The 18,970-nt window shown below is 73.6% G+C and carries 18 protein-coding genes; 4 read left to right on the top strand and 14 right to left on the bottom strand.

The annotated features are described in order from the left end of the window. Window positions 1-122 precede the first annotated feature (122 nt). Window positions 123-1,109 (bottom strand): TetR/AcrR family transcriptional regulator, encoded by a 987-nt coding sequence (locus ACFP3R_RS30705; protein ID WP_380641081.1) that lies wholly within the window; start codon window positions 1,107-1,109, stop codon window positions 123-125. A 66-nt stretch (window positions 1,110-1,175) separates the two neighbouring features. On the opposite strand from ACFP3R_RS30705, the gene ACFP3R_RS30700 reads away from it, so the two are divergent. Continuing rightward, complete coding sequence (locus ACFP3R_RS30700; protein WP_380641080.1) at window positions 1,176-2,879, top strand: right-handed parallel beta-helix repeat-containing protein; 1,704 nt, start codon at window positions 1,176-1,178, stop codon at window positions 2,877-2,879. Here the strand turns inward: ACFP3R_RS30700 and ACFP3R_RS30695 are convergent. Beyond that, on the bottom strand, window positions 2,857-3,216 hold the full coding sequence (locus ACFP3R_RS30695; RefSeq protein WP_380641078.1) for a VOC family protein: 360 nt from the start codon (window positions 3,214-3,216) through the stop codon (window positions 2,857-2,859). The genes ACFP3R_RS30700 and ACFP3R_RS30695 overlap by 23 nt on opposite strands. Before the next feature lie 122 nt (window positions 3,217-3,338). Here ACFP3R_RS30695 and panB point away from each other — a divergent pair, with 122 nt between their 5' ends. Together panB and pip are read left to right on the top strand one after the other, a co-directional pair. Further along, on the top strand, window positions 3,339-4,193 hold the full coding sequence (panB, locus tag ACFP3R_RS30690; protein WP_380641076.1) for a 3-methyl-2-oxobutanoate hydroxymethyltransferase: 855 nt from the start codon (window positions 3,339-3,341) through the stop codon (window positions 4,191-4,193). A gap of 85 nt (window positions 4,194-4,278) precedes the next feature. Further along, window positions 4,279-5,223, top strand: coding sequence for a prolyl aminopeptidase (pip, locus tag ACFP3R_RS30685; protein WP_380641074.1), 945 nt, complete (start codon window positions 4,279-4,281; stop codon window positions 5,221-5,223). A gap of 146 nt (window positions 5,224-5,369) precedes the next feature. Here pip and ACFP3R_RS30680 read toward each other — a convergent pair whose 3' ends face one another. The 11 genes from ACFP3R_RS30680 to ACFP3R_RS30630 all read right to left on the bottom strand — a co-directional run bounded on the left by ACFP3R_RS30680 (window position 5,370) and on the right by ACFP3R_RS30630 (window position 16,312). Beyond that, window positions 5,370-6,134, bottom strand: coding sequence for a helical backbone metal receptor (locus ACFP3R_RS30680; protein WP_380641073.1), 765 nt, complete (start codon window positions 6,132-6,134; stop codon window positions 5,370-5,372). 1 nt (window position 6,135) lies between these two features. Continuing rightward, window positions 6,136-6,801, bottom strand: a complete 666-nt coding sequence (gene npdG, locus ACFP3R_RS30675) for an NADPH-dependent F420 reductase (RefSeq protein WP_380641071.1) — start codon at window positions 6,799-6,801, stop codon at window positions 6,136-6,138. Window positions 6,802-6,813: 12 nt separating this feature from the next. Continuing rightward, window positions 6,814-8,235, bottom strand: a complete 1,422-nt coding sequence (locus tag ACFP3R_RS30670) for an RNB domain-containing ribonuclease (protein ID WP_380641069.1) — start codon at window positions 8,233-8,235, stop codon at window positions 6,814-6,816. Window positions 8,236-8,302: 67 nt separating this feature from the next. After that, a complete protein-coding gene (locus ACFP3R_RS30665; RefSeq protein ID WP_380641068.1) occupies window positions 8,303-8,491 on the bottom strand; it encodes a hypothetical protein in 189 nt (62 codons plus the stop codon). A gap of 64 nt (window positions 8,492-8,555) precedes the next feature. Then, window positions 8,556-9,179 (bottom strand): hypothetical protein, encoded by a 624-nt coding sequence (locus tag ACFP3R_RS30660; RefSeq protein ID WP_380641066.1) that lies wholly within the window; start codon window positions 9,177-9,179, stop codon window positions 8,556-8,558. A gap of 12 nt (window positions 9,180-9,191) precedes the next feature. Further along, window positions 9,192-10,190, bottom strand: a complete 999-nt coding sequence (locus ACFP3R_RS30655) for a C40 family peptidase (RefSeq protein ID WP_380641102.1) — start codon at window positions 10,188-10,190, stop codon at window positions 9,192-9,194. A 6-nt stretch (window positions 10,191-10,196) separates the two neighbouring features. Continuing rightward, window positions 10,197-10,808 (bottom strand): hypothetical protein, encoded by a 612-nt coding sequence (locus ACFP3R_RS30650; RefSeq protein WP_380641064.1) that lies wholly within the window; start codon window positions 10,806-10,808, stop codon window positions 10,197-10,199. After that, window positions 10,808-12,724: a hypothetical protein gene (locus tag ACFP3R_RS30645; RefSeq protein ID WP_380641062.1), complete on the bottom strand. Its 1,917-nt coding sequence runs from the start codon at window positions 12,722-12,724 to the stop codon at window positions 10,808-10,810. The genes ACFP3R_RS30650 and ACFP3R_RS30645 overlap by 1 nt, the downstream gene beginning before the upstream one ends. Then, on the bottom strand, window positions 12,721-15,471 hold the full coding sequence (locus tag ACFP3R_RS30640) for an ATP-binding protein (RefSeq protein WP_380641100.1): 2,751 nt from the start codon (window positions 15,469-15,471) through the stop codon (window positions 12,721-12,723). Before ACFP3R_RS30640 ends, ACFP3R_RS30645 begins: the two co-directional genes overlap by 4 nt. Before the next feature lie 88 nt (window positions 15,472-15,559). Next, a complete protein-coding gene (locus ACFP3R_RS30635) occupies window positions 15,560-16,033 on the bottom strand; it encodes a hypothetical protein (RefSeq protein ID WP_380641060.1) in 474 nt (157 codons plus the stop codon). Window positions 16,034-16,036: 3 nt separating this feature from the next. Then, complete coding sequence (locus ACFP3R_RS30630) at window positions 16,037-16,312, bottom strand: hypothetical protein (protein WP_380641058.1); 276 nt, start codon at window positions 16,310-16,312, stop codon at window positions 16,037-16,039. 382 nt (window positions 16,313-16,694) lie between these two features. Between ACFP3R_RS30630 and ACFP3R_RS30625 the strand changes: the two genes are divergently transcribed. Beyond that, window positions 16,695-17,039: a hypothetical protein gene (locus ACFP3R_RS30625; RefSeq protein WP_380641056.1), complete on the top strand. Its 345-nt coding sequence runs from the start codon at window positions 16,695-16,697 to the stop codon at window positions 17,037-17,039. Between the two features lie 171 nt (window positions 17,040-17,210). Here the strand turns inward: ACFP3R_RS30625 and ACFP3R_RS30620 are convergent, their stop codons facing one another. Then, complete coding sequence (locus ACFP3R_RS30620; RefSeq protein WP_380641054.1) at window positions 17,211-18,878, bottom strand: DUF6345 domain-containing protein; 1,668 nt, start codon at window positions 18,876-18,878, stop codon at window positions 17,211-17,213. Window positions 18,879-18,970 lie beyond the last annotated feature (92 nt).

Below are 18,970 nucleotides of genomic sequence, written 5' to 3'. Positions count from 1 at the left end.
GGGCAGGTCTGACCCGGGCAGGTCTGACCCGGGCAGGTCTGACCCGGGCAGGTCTGACCCGGGCAGGTCTGACCCGGGCAGGTCTGACCCGGGACAGGTCGGGGTTCCGGAGCAGGTCGGGGTCAGCTCGCGGGCCCCGACCTGCGCTTGCGGTAGGCGCGCTGCTGGCAGGCGCGGGAGCAGTACGCGCGGGGCCTGCCGGATTGCGGTTGGACCACCGAACCACCACACACCGGACAGGTTTCATCACGCTTTACATCACGCTGTTCAACGAGCAACGCGATGCTGTCGAGCAGGCGGGCCAGGCCGAACTCGAACGAGGAGGGCTGGTCGAACCCGCCCGCCTCCCAGAGCGCGGTCAGCACCAGGTAGCGGTCGAACCGGGCGAACAGCGAGTCGCGGGCGCCCCACCACTCCTCGTCGCCGACGCCGGTGCCGCGCTCGGCCTGGACCGCGTCGGAGAGGGCGCGGGCCTCGGCGTCCAGGAAGCGGCCGAGCAGTCCGACCGAGGCGACCACCTCGGTCGGGGTGAGGGCGGTGCCGGCCAGGACGGCGAGGGCGTGCTCGTAGTGGGCCAGCGCGTTCGGGCCGGGCACACGGCGGTTGACGGGCACCTCGGCCAGCCAGGGGTGGCGCCGGCGGATCTCCCAGCCCACCCTGGCGAACGCCTCCAGGCGGGGCCGCCACCCGCCGCCGGAGTGGTCGCCACCGGGGTTATCGCCGAGATTGCCGCCACCGGAGTTATCGCCGGAGTAGCCGCCGGAGTAGCCGCCACCGGAGTCGCGGCCGCGCCGGCCCGCCCCTGGTTCGTCCGCGCTCGCCCCCAGCCCACCCGCACCCGCCCCACCAGCCCTCGCCCCACCCACGGGAAGCTCCCCCAGCACGGCGTCGCACATGAGGTCCACCAGGTGATCACGCCTCGGCACGTGCCGGTACAGCGACATCGTGGTGAAGCCCAGCCGCTCGGCCACCTTCCGCATCGACAGCCCGGCCAACCCCTCGGCGTCGGCCACCGCCACCGCGGCGCCCACGATCCGCGCCAGGTTCAGCGCGGGCCGCTCGCCCCACAGCAGCTCGACCCCCAGGTCCGGGTCGCCGGCCTCGTCCATGCCCCACCTCCGCCGGCCATGATATACATCCCTCTTGTTTATGGCGTAAACACACGAGGAGCCATCATGGCCGAGTTCTACGTCTCCCCCGCCGGGGACGACGCCGCGCCGGGCACCGCGGCCCGGCCGTTCGCCACCCTGGACCGCGCCCGGCGGGCGGTGGCGGGGACCGGCGGCGTCGTGCACCTCAGAGCCGGCACGCACCGGCTCACCGCGCCGCTCCGGCTGACCGAGGCCGACTCCGGCGTCGTCTACCAGGCGTTCGGCCACGGCACCGACGCCGCGGAGGAGGTCGTGATCAGCGGCGGGCGCGAGGTCACCGGGTGGCGCGAGCGGGACGGCGTGCTGCTGGCCGACGTCGGCGACCTGGTCACCCGGCACCTGACCGCCGACGGCCGGCGGGTCGAGCGCGCGGGCGTGAACGGGCTGCCCGGTCAGGTGCGCCGCACCGACACCGGTTACGTCACCGACGCCCCGCTGGACTGGGTGAACAACGCGGGCGTGGAGTTCGTGCACCGGGGCGTCTACCCGTGGACCGAGGCCCGGCTCGCCGTCGCCGCGCTCGCCCGCGACGGGGACTCGACCGCGATCACCATGGCGCAGCCCGCCTTCGGCTGGTCCCTGGAGGTCTACCGGTCCGAGTGGGAGGGCAGCCGGACGGTCGGCCCGGACGCGCCGACCAGGGTGGAGGGCGACCCGTCGTTCCTGGCCGAACCCGGCGCCTTCGCCCTGGACCGGTCGCGCCCCGGCCACCACGTCCTGCACCTCCTGCCGCACCCCGGCGAGCCGGTGCGCTCGATCGTCGCGCCCGAGCTGGAGGTGCTGGTGCACGCCACCGGCGCGCGGGACGTGGCCTTCCGCGGCCTGGTGTTCGCCGACACCACGTGGCTGCGGCCCGGCGGCGACCGCGGGTTCCTGCACTACCACGCCAATGGCTGCTACGACGGCGGCGCGATCGGCAAGGTCGTGGTGGGCGAGGGCGCGTGGCTGACCGTGCCGGAGGAGCACGTGCAGGTCCCGGCGGCCGTGCGGCTCGACGGCGTCACCGGCGCGCGGTTCGAGCACTGCCGCTTCACCCGGCTCGGCGCCACCGCGCTCGGCGTGACCGGCGGCGCGGACGTCGAGGTGCGCGGCTGCGACTTCGACGACCTCGCCGCGTCCGCCGTCTCCGTGGTCGGCGCGCGGGACGTGCTGGTCGAGGACAACCTGGTGCGGCGGGTGGGCCTGGACCACGCCGGCTCGCCCGGCGTCGCGCTGCTGGACACCGTGCGCTGCACGGTGGCGCACAACGAGGTCCGGGACGTGCCGCACAACGGCATCGCCGCCGGTCCGGGGCGCGGCACCCGCCTGCTGCGCAACCTCGTCACGGGCTCGATGGGCGCGCTGGCCGACGGCGGCGGGGTCTACGTGTCCGGCCCGCAGGGCGACGACGCCGACAGCGGGGCGCTGATCGCCGGGAACGTCGTCGAGGACACGCGCACCCCGTACAACTTCGGCCTCTACACCGACTACGGGGCCGCGTGGGTGGTGGTCGAGGGCAACGTCGTCGCCCGCGCCGACAACACCGCCGTGCTGCACGTCAGCCCGCCGTTGGAGCACGTCGCCTACCGGGGCAACTTCTTCGACGCCGACCCGGTCGGCGCGGACGCCGTGCCCGCCGGGGTCGCCTACGAGGGCAACGCCACGATCACCGACCCGGGCGAGCTGGCCGCGGCGACCTCGGCCGTCCGGGCGCGGGCCGGGCTGCTCACGGCTCGACGCGGCGGCTGAGCAGGCAGAACTCGTTGCCCTCCGGGTCGGCCAGCACGTACCAGCTCACGTCGCCCTGACCGATGTCCACCTGCCGGGCGCCGAGCGCGAGCAGCCGTTCGAGCTCGGCGCCCTGGTCGTGGTCGGTGGCGTTGACGTCGAGGTGCAGCCGCAGCTTCTGGAGCTTGGGCTCGTCGACCCGCTCCAGCAGGAGCGTCGGGTACTCGCCGGGGCGGCCGATCTCGACCAGCCCGTCCTCCCGGTCGAGGACCTCGAAGTCGAGCACCCCGCACCAGAAGCGGGCGAGGGCTTCGGGATCGGTGCAGTCCAGCACGAGTTCGGTGATGCGGCACGCCATGCCGTGTGAAGCTACTCGCACTCCGGTCAAATTCCCCTCCGACGTGTCACGCTGGGCCGGTAACCGTGCAACGACACCCGGGGACCCGCGAAGAGGCAGGCCCCGAGGGAGGACGGTCGAAGATGGCCTCTGCCGAGGTAACCGCGCCTTACGGGAACGGGGCCGCCGGCGCCCCGACCGGAAAGCGAGTGCGGATCCACCACCTCCAGGCGATGAAGGACCGCGGCGAACCGTGGCCCATGCTCACCGCCTACGACATGTACACCGCCGAGCTGTTCGACGAGGCGGGCATCCCGGTCCTGCTGGTCGGGGACTCGGCGTCCAACAACGTCTACGGCTACGACACCTCGCTGCCGGTCACCGTGGACGAGCTGATCCCGCTGGTCCGCGGCGTCACCCGGTCGGTGAAGCAGGCGCTGGTCGTGGCCGACCTGCCGTTCGGCTCCTACCAGGTGTCGGTCGAGCAGGCCGTGGCGACCGCCGTGCGGTTCATGAAGGAGGGTCGCGCGCACGCCGTGAAGCTGGAGGGCGGGCGGCACTTCGCGCCGCACGTCGAGGCGATCGTGCGGGCGGGCATCCCGGTCATGGCGCACATCGGCTTCACCCCGCAGAGCGAGCACCAGCTCGGCGGCTACCGGGTGCAGGGGCGCAGCGAGGCGTTCGACTCCGTGGTGGCCGACGCGCACGCGGTGCAGGCGGCCGGGGCGTTCGCGGTCGTGCTGGAGATGGTGACCGCCGAGGTCGCCAAGCAGATCACGCACGACCTGCGCATCCCGACCGTCGGCATCGGCGCGGGCCCGGACACCGACGCGCAGGTCCTGGTCTGGCAGGACATGATGGGCCTGCGGCGGGGGCGGGCGCCGAAGTTCGTCAAGCGGTACGCCGACATGGCCGGCCTGATGGTCGGCGCGGCCCAGCAGTTCGCCGCCGAGGTCAAGGGGCACCAGTTCCCCGGCCCGGAGCACACCTTCCACTGATCGTCGACGGGTGGGGCCGCCCGGAACGCGGGCGGCCCCGAACCCGGGAGATCCACTCTTCCCCCGGTTGGGGCACAGTGGAGGCATGTACCCCGAGATCGAGCCTTACGACCAGGGCATGCTCGACGTCGGTGACGGGAACCGCGTGTACTGGGAGGTGTGCGGCAACCCGTACGGCAAGCCCGTGGTGTTCCTGCACGGGGGTCCGGGCGGTGGCTGCTCCCCGGTGCAGCGCCGGCTGTTCGACCCCTCCGCGTACCGGATCGTGCTGTTCGACCAGCGCGGCTGCGGGCGGTCGGTGCCGCACATGTCCGACCCCGGCGCGGACCTGTCCGCCAACACGACCTGGCACCTGGTGTCGGACATCGAGAAGATCCGCGAGCACCTCGGCGTGGACCGGTGGCAGGTGTTCGGCGGCTCGTGGGGGTCGACGCTGGCGCTGGCCTACGCGCAGAGCCACCCCGAGCGGGTGACCGAGATGGTGCTGCGCGGGGTGTTCCTGCTGCGCCGCAAGGAGCTGGACTGGTACTACGGCGGCGGGGCGGGGTTCCTGTTCCCGGAGCGGTGGGACCTGGTGGCGGCGCTCGCGCCCGACGGCGACGTGATCGGCACCTACGCGCGGCTGCTGAACGACCCGGACCCGACCGTGCACGGGCCGGCGGCCGTGGCGTGGAGCGTGTGGGAGGGCTCGACGATCACCCTGCTGGAGCGGCCGGAGGTGGTCGCGGCGCACGCGGACCCGCGGTACGCGCTGGCGTTCGCGCGCATCGAGAACCACTACTTCCACCACCGCGGCTGGCTGGAGGAGGGGCAGCTGCTGCGCGACGTGGGTCGGCTCGCGGGCATCCCGGCGGTGATCGTGCAGGGCCGCTACGACGTGGCCACGCCCGCCGTGTCGGCCTGGGAGCTGCACCGGGCGTGGCCGGGCTCCGAACTGGTGGTCGTGCCGGACGCGGGCCACGCCTTCGACGAACCCGGCATCCGGCGCGCCCTGCTCAACGCCACCGACCGCTTCCGTCCCGAACGCTGAACTCACCCGTCCCGAACGTACGACACGGTGGTCCCGAACGTACGACTCGCGCGCGAGTCGAACACTCAGGACGCGCGAGTCGTACGTTCGGGACGCGCGAGTCGTACGTTCAGGTTGGGCGTGTCGTACGTTCAGGTTGGGTGAGTTCAGCGTTCGGGGGCCCCTAGTTCAGCGGTCAGGGTGGGGTGGGCGGCCAGGAGGGACGGGCCGTACCAGGTCAGGTGGCAGCCGGAGACCAGGACCGGGCGCAGGGTCGGGAAGAACTGCGGGCCGTCGGTCCGGGTGAAGTTGTAGGGCTCGTCGGGCAGGACCACCAGGTCGGCGTCCTGGAGGTCGGACAGGGGCGGGCGCGGGTAGCGCTCGGGGTGCGACGCGAAGGTGTTGACCACGCCCAGGCGGCGCAGGACGTCGCCGGCGAAGGTGTCCCGGCCCAGGACGACCCAGGGCTTGCGCCACACCGGCACCACGGCCCGCGCCCACGGCGGGGCCACCTCGCGCCAGAGGTCCTCGGCCGCCGGCAGCCACGCGGGTTCCGCGTCCCAGGCGGTGGCCAGGAGGCGGCGCAGCGAGCCCAGGGCCGCGAGGACGCCGGCGGGCGCCTCGGTCACCCACACGGGGATGCCGTCGGCACGCAGCCGCGCCACGTCCTCCGGGCGGTTCTCCTCGCTGTTGGCCAGCACGAGGTCCGGGCGCAGCGCGAGGACCCGCGCCACGTCCGGGTACTTCGACCCGCCCACCCGGGTCACGTCCAGGTCCGGCGGGTGCGTGCAGTAGTCGGTGGCGCCGACCAGCGCCGCCGGGTCCAGGACGTCGGTGAGCACGGCCTCGGTGAGCGACGGCACCAGGCTCACCACCCGCCGGGGCGGGGCGGGCAGCGGGACCGGTTCGCCCAGGTCGTCGACGGGCAGCACCTCAGACTCCGGTGATCCGCAGGCCGGCGTGGGTCTTGTAGCGGCGGTTGACCGCGATCAGGTTCGCGGTGAACGCCTCCACCTGGTGGGCGTTGCGCAGCCGCCCGCCGTAGACGCCGCGGAAGCCCGGCACGGTGTCGGCCAGCTCCCGCACCAGGTCGGTGGCCTCGCGGTCGTCGCCGAGCACCAGCACGTCCTCCTCGACCGACTCGACCGACAGGTCCGCCAGGGTCACCGCCGAGACGTGGTGGAACGCCGCGGTCACCCGCGACCCCGGCAGCAGCGCGGCGGCCTGCTGCGCGGCGCTGCCCTCGGGCACCGGCAGCGCGTAGGGGCCCTGCTTGTCGAAGCCCAGCGGGTTCACGCAGTCGACCACGACCTTGCCCTCCAGCGCGGAGCGCAGCGACGCCAGCAGGTCGGCGTGCCCGTCCCACGGCACCGCGACCAGCACCAGGTCGGCCCGCGCCGCGCAGCCCTCGTTGTCCGCGCCGCTGACGCGCCCCCCGGTCGCCGCCCGCACCTCCTCGGCCGCGGCCTCGGCGCGCTCGGCCCCGCGCGACCCGATGACGACCTCCAGGCCCGCCTTCGCCCACCGCAGCGCGAGGCCCCGGCCCTGCGCGCCCGTACCACCCAGGACCCCGACGGTGAGCTCACGAATACCAGTCACCGGGCCATCACATCACACGCGTTCGAAGACGACCTTCCGGCGATCGGGGTCCGCCTCCGCGAGCCGCACCCGGATCCACTCGCCCTCCGGCAGGTCCGGTCCGGTGCAGCGGCCCATCACCGGCGGCTGCGCGACGAACACGTCCGCCGCGTTGCCGTCGGCGCGCAGCACGACCGCGTCGAACTCGTGGCCCACCCGGTCGGCCAGCACCCACGCCTCGACCTGGTCCAGGATCGCCCGGTCGACCTTGCCCGCCAGCGCGTCCGAGCCGCCCATCAGCCCCGGCAGCCGCGGCAGCGCCCGTCGCAGCCACCCCGGCACGGGCTCGCCCGCGGTGACCGCCAGGCACACCTCGGTGGCGAACCGGTCCACCAGCCGCCGCAGCGGCGCGGTGACGTGCGCGTACGGCGCGCCCAGGCCCGCGTGCGTGAAGACCTCCGGCGCCTCGCCGTCGAACGCCGTGTACCCGGCGCCGCGCAGCAGCCGGGTCGCGTCCACGAACAGCGCCAGCGCCTCCGGCCGCGCCGGGTCCAGGCCCGCCAGCAGCTCCGCGGGCGTCGCGCCGTCGGGCCACGGCACGCCCAGCGCCTGCGCGGAGCGCCGCAGCGCCTCCACCGCGCCGTCGTCGGCGTCGGGCAGCGTGCGCAGCACGCCGACCCGCGCGTCCAGCATGATCCTCGCCGCCGCCATGCCGGTGAGCAGCGAGACCTCCGCGTTCCAGGTCTCGACGTCGGCGCGCGGCCGGATCACCAGCGCCCAGTCGCCGTCGCCGGTGGCCACGACCTCCTGCTCCGGCAGCTGGAGCTCCACCGCGCCGCGGTCGGCCGCGCGGGCCCGGCGCAGCCGGCCGAAGTCGGGCAGCGCCTCGATCGACGGGTGCGGCTCGCCCGCGTCGAACGACGCCTGCACGCCCGCGTAGTCGAACTGCGCGGTCGACCGCACCACGGCCCGCCGCACGCGGACCTCGCGCGGCTCGCCGTCGGGACCGCACTCGAACGTCCACAGCACCGCGGGCCGCACCTGGCCCGGCAGCAGGCTCGCCGCGCCCTCGGACAGCACGGGCGGGTGCAGCGGCACGTTGCCGTCCGGCAGGTACAGCGTCTGGCCGCGCCGGCGCACCTCGGCGTCCAGCGCGCCGTCGGGCTCCACGAACGCGCCCAGGTCGGCGATGGCGTAGTGCACCCGGAAGCCGTCGCCGACCCGCTCCAGCAGCAGCGCCTGGTCCAGGTCCTTCGAGCCGGGCGGGTCGATGGTCACCAGCGGCAGCGCCGTGGCGTCCTCGCGGTCGGCGTGGTCGACGTCCCCGGTCACGGCCCGCTGCGCCTCGCCCAGGGCGGCGGGGGAGAACCCGTCGGGCAGGCCGAACTCGGTCCGGACGCCCCCGAAGTCCAGGCCGGGGTCCGTCTCGGCGCGGTCGGTGCGGATCACCACCATGGGTGCACCCTAGACCGGCGGGCGCGCCCGGGGCCGGCGTTCCCGGCCCCGGCGCGCGGGTCGGCCCTCAGCTCTTGCCCCACTCGCGGTCGGCCTGGTCCTCCGACTCGGTGCGCTGCCGCGCCAGGTCCAGCGCCCGCTGCGCGGTCGCCTCGTCCGGGTAGGGGCCCATGCGGTCCGCGCCGCGGCAGCCCGCGCCGCGCTCGACGGTGCGGTGGGTCAGGCAGTAGTACCACGCGTTCGGATCAGCAGCCATGGCACCAGGCTTCCACCCGTGTCCAGGATCCATGCGCGATCCGGCACACCCGGGCGGGAGCGCGTCATGACCGCCAGTGCGGGGGCGGCGGCGCCTGCACGGGCAGCGGGCCCGACTGCGGGTAGGTCGGCTGCGGCACCCCCGGCTGGGACATCCCCGGCTGCGGCGCCCCGGACTGCGGCACCCCTGCCTGCGACAACCCCGCCTGGGACACCCCTCCCTGGGACACCCCCGGCGGCTGCGCGAACCCGCGCGGCGGCGTGTTCTGGTTGGCGTTGGCGTGCTCGCCCGGGATCGGGTCGAGCACCGACACCAGCGCCGTCCGGTGCTCCGGGTCCGGGATCTTCTGGCCGCTGCGGTCGCGGTAGACCAGCTCGCCGTCCGAGTCGATCTCGACCAGCACGCCGACCTCGGCCAGCTGCTCCTCGTCCAGGTCGACCAGTCGCTCCCGCCGGGACGGCACCACCCGGTACACCGGCCAGGTCAGGTGGGCGTAGGAGCGGTGGAAGTCGGCCAGCAGGTGCGCCATCTGCTGCTGCCACGGCAGCGGCATCGCCTCCACCAGCGACCGGGGCAGCACCGCGTACTGCGCGTCGGTGCCGGGCGGGCGGGTGTTGAGGTAGTCGCGCGTGGGCGCGTTCGGCGCCGGCGGTCCGGCGGGCCGCTGGATGGGGTCGTGGTTGAACACCGTCGCGCCTCCCTACACGCCCGGCCGGACGGCCAGCGGCATCAACTCGTGGTAGTCCCAGTTGACCTTGCTGATCTTCACCACGTCGCCGGTCTGCGGGGCGTGGATGTACTCGTCGTCGCCCAGGTACATGGCCACGTGGTGCACGGTGACCGGCTGCGCCGGGTTGGTCGCCCAGAAGATCAGGTCACCGGCCTTGGCCTCGCGCACGGGCAGGTGCGCGCCGCCGGACACGTACTGGTCGTTGGCCACGCGCGGGATCTTCACGCCCGCCGCGGCGAACGCCTTGACCAGGATGCCGGAGCAGTCCCAGGCGTCGGGGCCGTTGCCGCCCCACAGGTACGGCTCGCCCAGCTGCTGCCGGGTGAACTCGATGGCGGTGCCCGCCGCGTTGGAGGCGAGCAGGTAGTCCCCCACGGCCTCGCCGCAGCCGGCCGGGTCGCTGACGTCGCCCTCCTGGCCGATCAGGAACGCCGCCATGGCCTCCCACCGGTGGTAGCGGTCGGGGAAGGCCGACCGCTCCACGTCCTGCGCCGAGTCGCCGGGCCGCTGCTGCTCCCAGTCGGGCAGCTTGAGCAGCACGTCGTAGAACTTGTTGATCGCGTAGTGGGGGTCCGTCACCTGCTGCGGCGTGCCCCAGCCCATCGACGGGCGCATCTGGAAGATGCCCAGCGAGTCGCGGTCGCCGTAGTCCAGGCTGCGCAGCCCGGACTCGGTCATGCCCGCCTGGATGGCGATCTGCCAGGCCAGCGGCGGCAGCTGCCGCTCGCGGCCGATGGAGATGATGTTGGCGACGGTGGTGAGCTGGTCGTCGGCGAGCCGGTCGGCGTCACCGCGGCCCTTCTCCTCACCGCCACCGGTCCACGGCCCGATGGAGGCGTTGCAGCTCGCCATCCGGAACCGTGTGTCGCCCTCGACGGGGGTGTTCTCCTTGATGACCGTGGACACGCCGTTGGTCACCACGACCGCGACCACGGCGACCACCGCGGCGACCGCCATCCCGATCTTCAGCACGCCTCAGCCCACCTTGTCGAACTTGTGCACTCGCCAGCCCTCGGGAAGCCTCACCACGACCACGTAGAGCTTGCCGTCCTCCAGCGCGGCTTCGAACTCCACCGAATCGGTGAAGGACTTGACCGGTGTGACCGGCTGGTCGATCACCACCGGCACGTCCACCGGGTCCACCGACTCCAACTGGGGGAACACCTCGTTGGAGGTGTGCGGTTGGAGGCCCGCCAGCCACTGGTCCTTGGACGTGCGGCCCGGTTCGAAGGAGGCGAACGCGTCGACCCACATGTCCGCGACGAGCTGCGCGTTGGGGTTGACCGGCACCGTGGTGCCCTGGGGCGTGGGGCTGGGCGCCTTGGTCGGCAGCGGGGTCGTGGTCCGGGCCGGCGGCAGCACCCCGACCTGGTTGCCCGCCCCGGACGCGGCGGTGGTGCTCGTGGCGGCGGACCGGGGTCCCGTGCCGGGCCGGGTGCCGACCGCGTTGTCGAGCGCGATGCCGGCCACGGCGACCACCGCGGCGAACCCGATGATCGTCATGGCCAGGTGGCGGGGCGACCGCAGCGGCCAGCCCCACAGGCGTCGGTAGACCGCGGTGCGGCCGCGGTTGGTCCTGATCGGCATCAGCTGTCCCTGACTTCCAGCCCGCGTGACGGTCGGTAGATCACGTGGACCTGCCTGCCCGCCACGACCTCGGTCTCCGCCCGGCGCGGGGTCGGCAGGACCGGGTTGTCCGCGACGCGCGACACACCGCCGGAGACCCGCGAGGGCACCAGCACCGCGTCGTCCGACCGGTCCCAGCTCCGGTCCGCCACGGGCGGCGCGTCGACCACGCGCGAGCGGCCGACCGGCAGCGCCGCCGGGCCGCCGCGCGAGCCCGCGGGCAGCGCCGGCACCGCGCCGCCGCCCCCGGAGCCCGGCACCAGCTCTCCGACGCTGTTGCCGTTGCGGTCGAGCCGCTGGGCGGTGGCGACGACCGGGTTGGCCGCCTCCGGCCGCACCCGCCGCCGGTCCCGCTGCGGCACCTCGGGGCCGTCCGGGTCCGTGTCGCGCACGGTGTCCCAGAACTCGTCCTGCGGGGACGGCCCCTCCTTCTTCTTGCGCAGCCTGGACAGCACGCCGCCGCTCATCGGCAGGGCGTTGCTCGCGGTGCCCACGGACATCTCGACCATCTGCCACATGCGGCGCAGCGGTTTGCCGACCATGAAGCAGACCAGCGTCAGCATCAGGCCCAGCAGGGTCCGGGTGAGCAGCGACAGCCCGGTCGCGCCGAAGATCGCCTGGAGCAGCAGCGCGTGCACTCCCGCCAGGACCGCCAGCACCAGCACGTTGAACACGGTGACGGCGGCGGCGCGGGCGACCTTGCGCAGCAGCTCGTGGTGCAGCAGCGCGACCAGGCCGATGAGCGGGCCGGCCAGCGTGAACACCCGCAGCAGCAGCTGCGCGAGCAGCACCGCGGCCTTGGCGAACAGCTGGAACAGCGAGAACGCGACCGCCTGGAGCAGCGACAGGAACCCGGCGCCGGTGCGGCCGCCGTCGTCGCCGGTGAAGTAGCCCTGGGTGGGGCCGAGCTGGTTGTAGATGGAGGTGAACTCGGCCTTCTTCGCGTTGAGCGCGGCCTGGTCGCCGTCCTTGCCCTCGCTCAGCTCCTGCACCGTCCACGCCTGGGCGTTGAGCAGCTTGGGGCCGTACTCCGCGGCCTGCGGCGCCTCGGGCGAGCCGAACTCGCCGCGCAGCCAGCTCTGGTAGACGACCGCGTCGTGCAGCCGCGAGGGCAGCACGTCCAGCGTGTCCTTGTCGTCGTCCACGTCGATGAACCCGGCCTGGATCTCCGAGGTCTTGGTGACCAGGGTGTTGTCCAGGAAGTCGTAGAACTGGGGCAGCGCCAGCGTCGAGGTCGCCAGCCACATCGCGGCCAGCGCCCACAGGCCGCGCTTGCTGATCGAGGCCAGGTCGCCCTGCCAGATCTGGCGGAACATCAGCACCGCCAGCAGCAGCGCGACCAGGCCGAACCAGCGCAGGTAGACGTTGTCGTAGACCTTCTGGACGCCGTCCTTGACCGCCTGGTCCAGCGGCTGGAGCAGGCCCTGGCCGACGACCGTGTAGTGCAGGGCGTTCGTCGCGCCGACGATGTTCTTGCCGACGTTGAACAGCTCGTTGCCCATCCAGGTGTCGAGCACCGGGGTGGCGTTGGGCAGCGAGCACTTCTGCTGGTAGGTGTGCCAGACCAGGCCCGCGTAGCCGTGGGTGAGGTACGGGGTGTCGGGCAGGCCGTTGCCGATCGGCGGGTCGATCGCGCCGACCATGCCGGAACCGGGGCGCTCGGGGTTCGGCGCCTCGCCGCACGGGGCGGCCTGGGCCGGGGTGGCGCCGAGAACGACCTGGAGGCCGACCAGCGCCACCACCACGGTCATGGCGCGCCAGCGGCCGGCGCCGGCGCGGCCGGGCGCCCGGCCCGCGGTGTCCTCACCGGAGCGCGCGGACCGCCGCCGCGCGTAGAGCGCGGCCGCCACCAGCCCGATCAGCAGCAGCGTGCTCATGCCACGCCTTCCCGACCCGGACGGCGGTTTCCTCCCTCGCCGTGCGCCGACTCGACCAGGTCGTCCACCAGGCCGACCTCCAGGTCGGCGGCCAGTTCGTCGTCGTAGTCGTCGGGGTACCGCTCCTCGTGGGCGAACGGGTCCTGCGGCGGCGCGGCCTCCAGCTCGGCGGGCTCGGCGCCCTCGCGCAGCGCGTCCGGCGTGGTGTCCAGCGCGTTGCGCAGGTGCTCCAGGTGCGGCCCGGAGAAGTCGGCCCGGATCCGCTCCACGCCGCCCGCGCCGTCGGCGAAGATGAACTGCCGGGGCGCGCGGTCGCGCTCGGTGCTGTTGCGCACGCCGCCGGGTCGGCGGCCCAGCGAGGCCACCACCTGCTCGTAGCCCGCGCCGACCGGCACCTTGAGCAGCCGCAGCGCGTCGGCCTGCGCCTGGTCGTCGTCCAGCCGGCCCACGAACACCGAGTCGAGCAGGGCCACGAAGCCCTGGATGCGCAGGAAGTCCGCCGGGATCTGCGACGACAGCAGCACGCGCACGTTCCACTTGCGCGAGTCGCGGGCGAAGCGGTTCATCAGCACCCGGCCGGTGGGCACCTCGGACAGGAAGAACGCCTCGTCGATCCAGACGCCCTTGCGCAGGTCCTTCGGCCGCTCGTAGATCGACCGCTGGGTCAGCCACGCGGCGAGGTTGAGCATCTCCACGCCGAGCGCCTCGGCGTCGGTCCAGTGCTCGCGGCCCACGCCGTCCTTCGGCAGGTTCAGCCCGGCCATGGTGAGCACGGTGAGCCGGTCGTCGCGCTGCTCGTTGTACGGGTCCGCGTCCTGCTCGGGGATGAGCAGCGACATGCGCTCCCGCATCTCGTCGAGGAAGTCCGCGACGATCACCGCGTGCTCGTGGTGCTCGCTGGCGTCGCGGCGCAGGGCCTCGAACACCAGGCCGGGGTGGGCGTCGGGCCGGCCGCCGACCGTGCGGACCGCGCGCAGCAGCACGATCCGGGTCTGCGGCAGCCTGGCCACCTCGAACGGCAGCAGACCGGTGAGCACGTCGAGCACGAGGCGGCGCCGGGTGGCCGCGGCCAGCGCGCGTTCGCGCCGCCACGCCCGCTCGGGGTCGTCCTCGTCGGTGAAGTGCTCCAGCTGCGGCTCGGCCACCACCCGGTACGGGTTGAGGATGCCCGGCTGGGCGTTGAGCAGGTTGATCGGCCGCGCGTACGGGCGCAGCTCGGGCAGCTCGCACAGGGCGGCCAGCGGGCCGGACGGGTCGAGCAGCGTCCAGTGCGCGCCGGAGCGCAGCGTCTTGTAGACGATGCCGCCGCCCAGGAACGACTTGCCCGCGCCCAGGCCGGCGACCATCGCGGTCAGGCCCGAGGAGTCGCGCAGCTCCTGCGCCATCCACGGGTCCCACGCCACCGGGCGGCGGGTCGCGGTGACCGTCTCGCCCAGCAGGATGCCCCGGCGGTCGCCCACCTCGGCGGTCGCCGTGGGCACGGCCGAGGCCGCCCACAGCACCGAGCCGCGGCGCAGGTAGGCCGAGGACGACAGCGGCTCGCCCGGGATGAACTCGCGGGCGATCGCGTACTGCGCCTCGGGGTGCTCGACGGCGACCTTCGGCTTGTAGAGGTCGAGCAGCGACTGGGCCAGCTTGAGCGCCTCGCGCTCGGTCGGCCCGGACACCGCCAGCCGCCACCAGGACCGCACCCGGGTGCCCAGCGCGGTGAAGCCCGACGTCATCTCGTCGTCGATCTCCAGCACCCGGGACGCCTGGCGGGCCAGCGACTGCGGCGGTTCCAGCTCGTGCTCGTCGGTGTAGTGGCGGACCTGCGAGCGGACCTTGCTCATCTGCCGCTGGAGCTCGCCGGAGACCTCCTCCGGGCGGCGCACGTAGATGCGCGCCGACCACTCCACCGAGGCGGGCAGCCGGTCGGACCGCTGCACCCACGGGTCGTCGACCTCGGGGATCTGGAGGCCGTGCATCAGGCCCACGGTGAGCACCGCGACGTGCCGCCGGACGCCCGCGTTCGAGCCGGTGCGGCCGCGCACGACCACGGTCGGCGCGTAGGGCTCCTGGTGGAAGTCGGCGGCGTCGGTGAACGAGGCCAGGTCCTCCGGCTCCCACGGCGCGCCGGGCACGGCGGGCAGGTTGCGCGGCGCGGGCAGGCCCAGCGAGCACGACCGGTGCATCAGCCAGGACATCTCCTCGGCCGTGGCCGGGCGGCCCTCCAGTCCCGCGGAGCCGATCACCTGGTCGAGGTGGTCGATCTCGGACTCGATCGCGACCAGCTCGGCGTCCACCGCGTCCGGGAAGACCTTGCGCAGCACGGGGGCGGCGCGCTCGACGGCGCGGTCCATCATGTTGCGGGTCTGCACCTGGACGCCGAGGTAGACCTCCTTCTCGGCCATCGACCGGCCCATCAGCTGCTGCTGCTCGCCGACCATGTAGTCGTCGAAGCTCAGCGTGCCGGGGGTGTCGGGCAGCCGGCGCACGGCGTTGTGCACGTGCGCCTCGGCCCACATCCGGATCGGGTAGGGCCGGTTCGTCACGCGCAGGTGCATCCACCGGCCCTGGAGCTCGGCGTACTGGCCCGCGATCGCGGCGATCAGGTCCTGCCGCTGGGAGTCCGAGCGGAACGACCAGCGCTGCGGCGCGAGCCGGTACCAGGCGTAGACCTCCTGGCCGGTGCGCAGCAGGTGGCCGTCGATGCTGCGGGCGGCGATCGACGGCGTGTAGCTGGGCACGGCCTGCTCGCCGGGCAGGCGGCGGCCGCGCTTGCTGTAGACCTTGCGGTCGTCGCGGGCGGCGGCTGCGTGCTGGGCGACGTGCGCAGCGGAGCGTCGGTTGCGGTCACGCCGGCGTCCGAACACCGCGCACCTCCTTCTGACGGCGGTCTGGCGTGCGCTGCTGGGATCGGGCGGGGGCGCTCGCGCGTTTCGCGCCCTTCCCCTTCACCCGCTTGCGCGGGCGTCGGGAGCCCACCCGGATCCGGGCGGCGCTGGCGGCGCCGCCCCGGCCGGAGGTCGTCTCGCGCGGCGAGGTCAGCTCGCGCACCCACATCGTCAGCACCGACGACAGGGGGCGCTCGTGGCTGATCCGCGCGCAGATGAAGCGGGTCAGGGCGACCGTGATCACGAAGCCCCAGCCGGTGTTGATGAAGTCGAACCCGAAGCCGACCTGCCGCTGGACCGCGGTCACCAGCAGGAAGACCACGATGCCGACGCCCCACGCGACGTAGCGCGCGCGCCACGGGAACGTTGCCCTGGGCGGCCCCAACCAGACGGCGTCGACCCGGTAGACCTCGTCGTCAGTGCGTACCCGCAAGGGTCACCCGCCGGTGAACAGGCCGGCGAGCCACGAGCCGATGTTCTCGCCCGCGTCCGTGGTCACGGCCAGTCCGACGATCGCCAGCGCGACGATCACGCCGCCCAGGCGGCGCATGACCCCGGCGTTGTCGCCCTTGCCGCCGCCCAGCCACAGGAGCAGGACCGCGACCGTGAGCAGGAGCAGGGGCAGGAGGTTGTCGAGGATCCACTGGCGCACCCCGCCTGTGCCCAGGCCGGGCTGTTGCTGGGCGAGTGTTACCAGGGTCATGGCGGTCATTGCAGTACTCCTGAGTACGCAGGACTTCGCCGGGCGGACCGAGGGGTGTCCGACCGGGTGTGCGCTATCGAGTAGAACACGTCTTGGTCACGAGGTGTATCGGCCTGTTAGCGGTGCGTAGATCAACAAGCATTCCCCTGACAGTCGATTACGTCTAATCTAGCCACAGACATGATGAGTCCGGGGGAGCCGGTGGAGAACCGGGGAGTCCGGATTCTCCCGATTGCTGGGACAGTTCACCCGGCTGCGAACGTCCTGATCACGGACAGTGCGCAAGATCCCAAGCCCCCCATCCGCCTATCAACATCGTGTGCACCGTTCAGCCCAGTGACCGATCCGAACGGTCCGCACCCACACGAGTGACGACGCCGAGGAGGCCGAGATGGCCCAGCCGCCGGAAGCCGCGCCCGAACCAGCCGCCGGGGTGAACGAGATCACGGTCGCGGTGGCCGTCTCGGGTCTTGATCAGGTTACCGGCCCGGAGCGGCCGGCGGGGCGGCGGGTGCAGCGGACGGTCAACTTCGACCAGGAGGTGCTCGAACGGGCCCGGGCGGCGGCGACCTACCTGGCGGCGTACGAGGCGTCGGCGGGCGTGCGCAGCCTCGCCGACATCGTCAACCCGGCGGTGGCCGCCTACGTGGCCGAGCTGGAGGAGCGCTACAACGGCGGCGAGGCGTTCCGCCCGGTGATCCGGATGCAGCCGGGTCGGCCCTCGCGGCGCACCTGAAGGGGCGCAACGGACGGGACTCGCCGAGCGGGACTCGCCGGACGGTACTCCCCCGGACGGGACTTCCTCGGGGCGCACGCGGAAGGGGCCCCTTCCGACCCCCAGTAGCCGGAAGGGACCCCCTCGGTCACGGTCCGCCGGTCCACGCCCGGCGGTCGCCCCGCGCGCCGGTCAGCTCGAACCGGAGATCTTCCAGTAGCCGTTGGGCGAGGTGATGTCCGAACCGACCGAGCCCCGGCCCCAGAAGTAGTCGTCGAAGTTGGCGCTGTAGTAACCGGAGCCGTTGCGGCTCATCGGCCCCATGGTCGCCCAGCGCACCCACGACGGCTGCGTGTCGCGCGACGCCTGGGCCCACGCCTCGCGCACCTTCATCGGCCGCTGGAGCGGGCGCAGCGACGAGCGCAGCAGGTAGTTCGCGTACCGGCCGCCGAACGTGCTGGTCGGCGGCACGAACGCGCTCTGCTGGACGATGCTCGTCTCGAAGCTGTTGATCTGGTGCAGGCCGCGGAACGCCCCGCTCCACCGCTGCGCCCAGTTCTGGCCGCTCGCCGTGGGCTGGAGCAGGCTCGGGGTGTAGAGGCTCATCCACTCGGAGTCGCGGTTGCCCCAGCGGGCCTCGGTGTTGCGCAGGGTGGTGTCGTTGACCGCGCTGCACCGGGCGAACGACAGGCCGAACGGGCCGCCGTTGCCGTGGTAGAAGGTCATGTCCACGTCGTCGGTGTAGACGTGGTCCTGGCCGCCGGCGAAGGCCGGGTCCTTGAAGTCCTGCTCCCAGGCGTTGGCGCCGGTCCAGCTGAACTGCACCGGCACGCCGGCGGAGGTGAACCGGTTGTTGAAGCCGCCGACGCTGTTCGGCACCCCGTACAGGCCCTGGCAGGAGCCGGTGCCCTCGCTGCCGACGTCGACGCGGGGGATCCAGTTGGCGCCGACCTCACCGGTCGGGGCGGACGTGGCGGACCCGGCGGTCGCCCGGCGCGGCGGCACGGCGGGGTCGGGGCTCGGCGCGGAGGAACCGACCACGGCGGGCAGGAAGAACACCGGGGCGTTCTCGCCCGGGTCCACGCCCTGGCACCGGAAGAAGGGCTCCAGGTGCGTCTGACCCGAGCCGAGCGGCTCGGCGGGGTAGGCGTACTGGACCGTGCCGAGCGGCACGCCGCCCAGCACCTCGACGCACTTCTGGTAGCCCAGGTCCAGGTGCAGCACCGGCTTGAGGCCCGCGGTGACGACCTCTCGGGCGGCGTAGGTGAGCTGGGTGACCGCGCCCGTGCCGTCCAGCGAGACGCGGATCTTCGCGCCGGCCCCCTCCAGCGGCACGCCGCCGAGTTTGAAGTCGAACGTGACGGTGGTGTCCATCGGCGCGCTGACCAGGGTGGCGCCGTTGGCGTCGACGAGGTCGAGGGTGGAGTACGAGGCGGTCGGGGTCGCCTCGGCGGGCAGCAGGCCGACCCCGCGGAGGGTCTCGGTGACGCGCTTGGTCGCGTCGTCGAGCGGGACGGTCCTGAGGGCGCGGATCGCCTCGACGTCGAAGGCGGTCTGGGTGGTGGCCTGACCGCTCTCGTCGGGCCGGCCCGCGCCCAGGCTGATCGAGGGCACCCGCAGGTACCGCTCCTCGTCGGTGAAGGTGACGACCCCCTCCGGGGTGCGCTCGACCGCGCTGAGGCCGAACGCCTTCTGGAGGGTGGCGGCCTGCTCCTGGGTGATCCCCTCGGAGCGGACGGCGTAGACGGGTAACTCGTCCGCCGGGGCCGCCCCGGCGCCGCCGGCGCCGGCGAGCGCCGCCGCGCCCAGCAGCCCGGTCAGGGCGAGCACCGTTGCTCCCTGACGTCTGGTGGTGGACATGCGTTTCCTCCTTCTGCCCCGCGGGGCAGGGCCCGCGGTTCGCCGGGAGGAGGGGGAGTCGGCGGGGTTGATACCGGAGATCACTCGAACGG

This window comes from Saccharothrix lopnurensis (assembly GCF_042658445.1).
GTDB classification, from domain to species: domain Bacteria; phylum Actinomycetota; class Actinomycetes; order Mycobacteriales; family Pseudonocardiaceae; genus Actinosynnema; species Actinosynnema lopnurensis.
The sequence above is the reverse complement of the archived record's forward strand: the minus strand, read 5'-3'. Positions and strand labels throughout refer to the sequence as shown.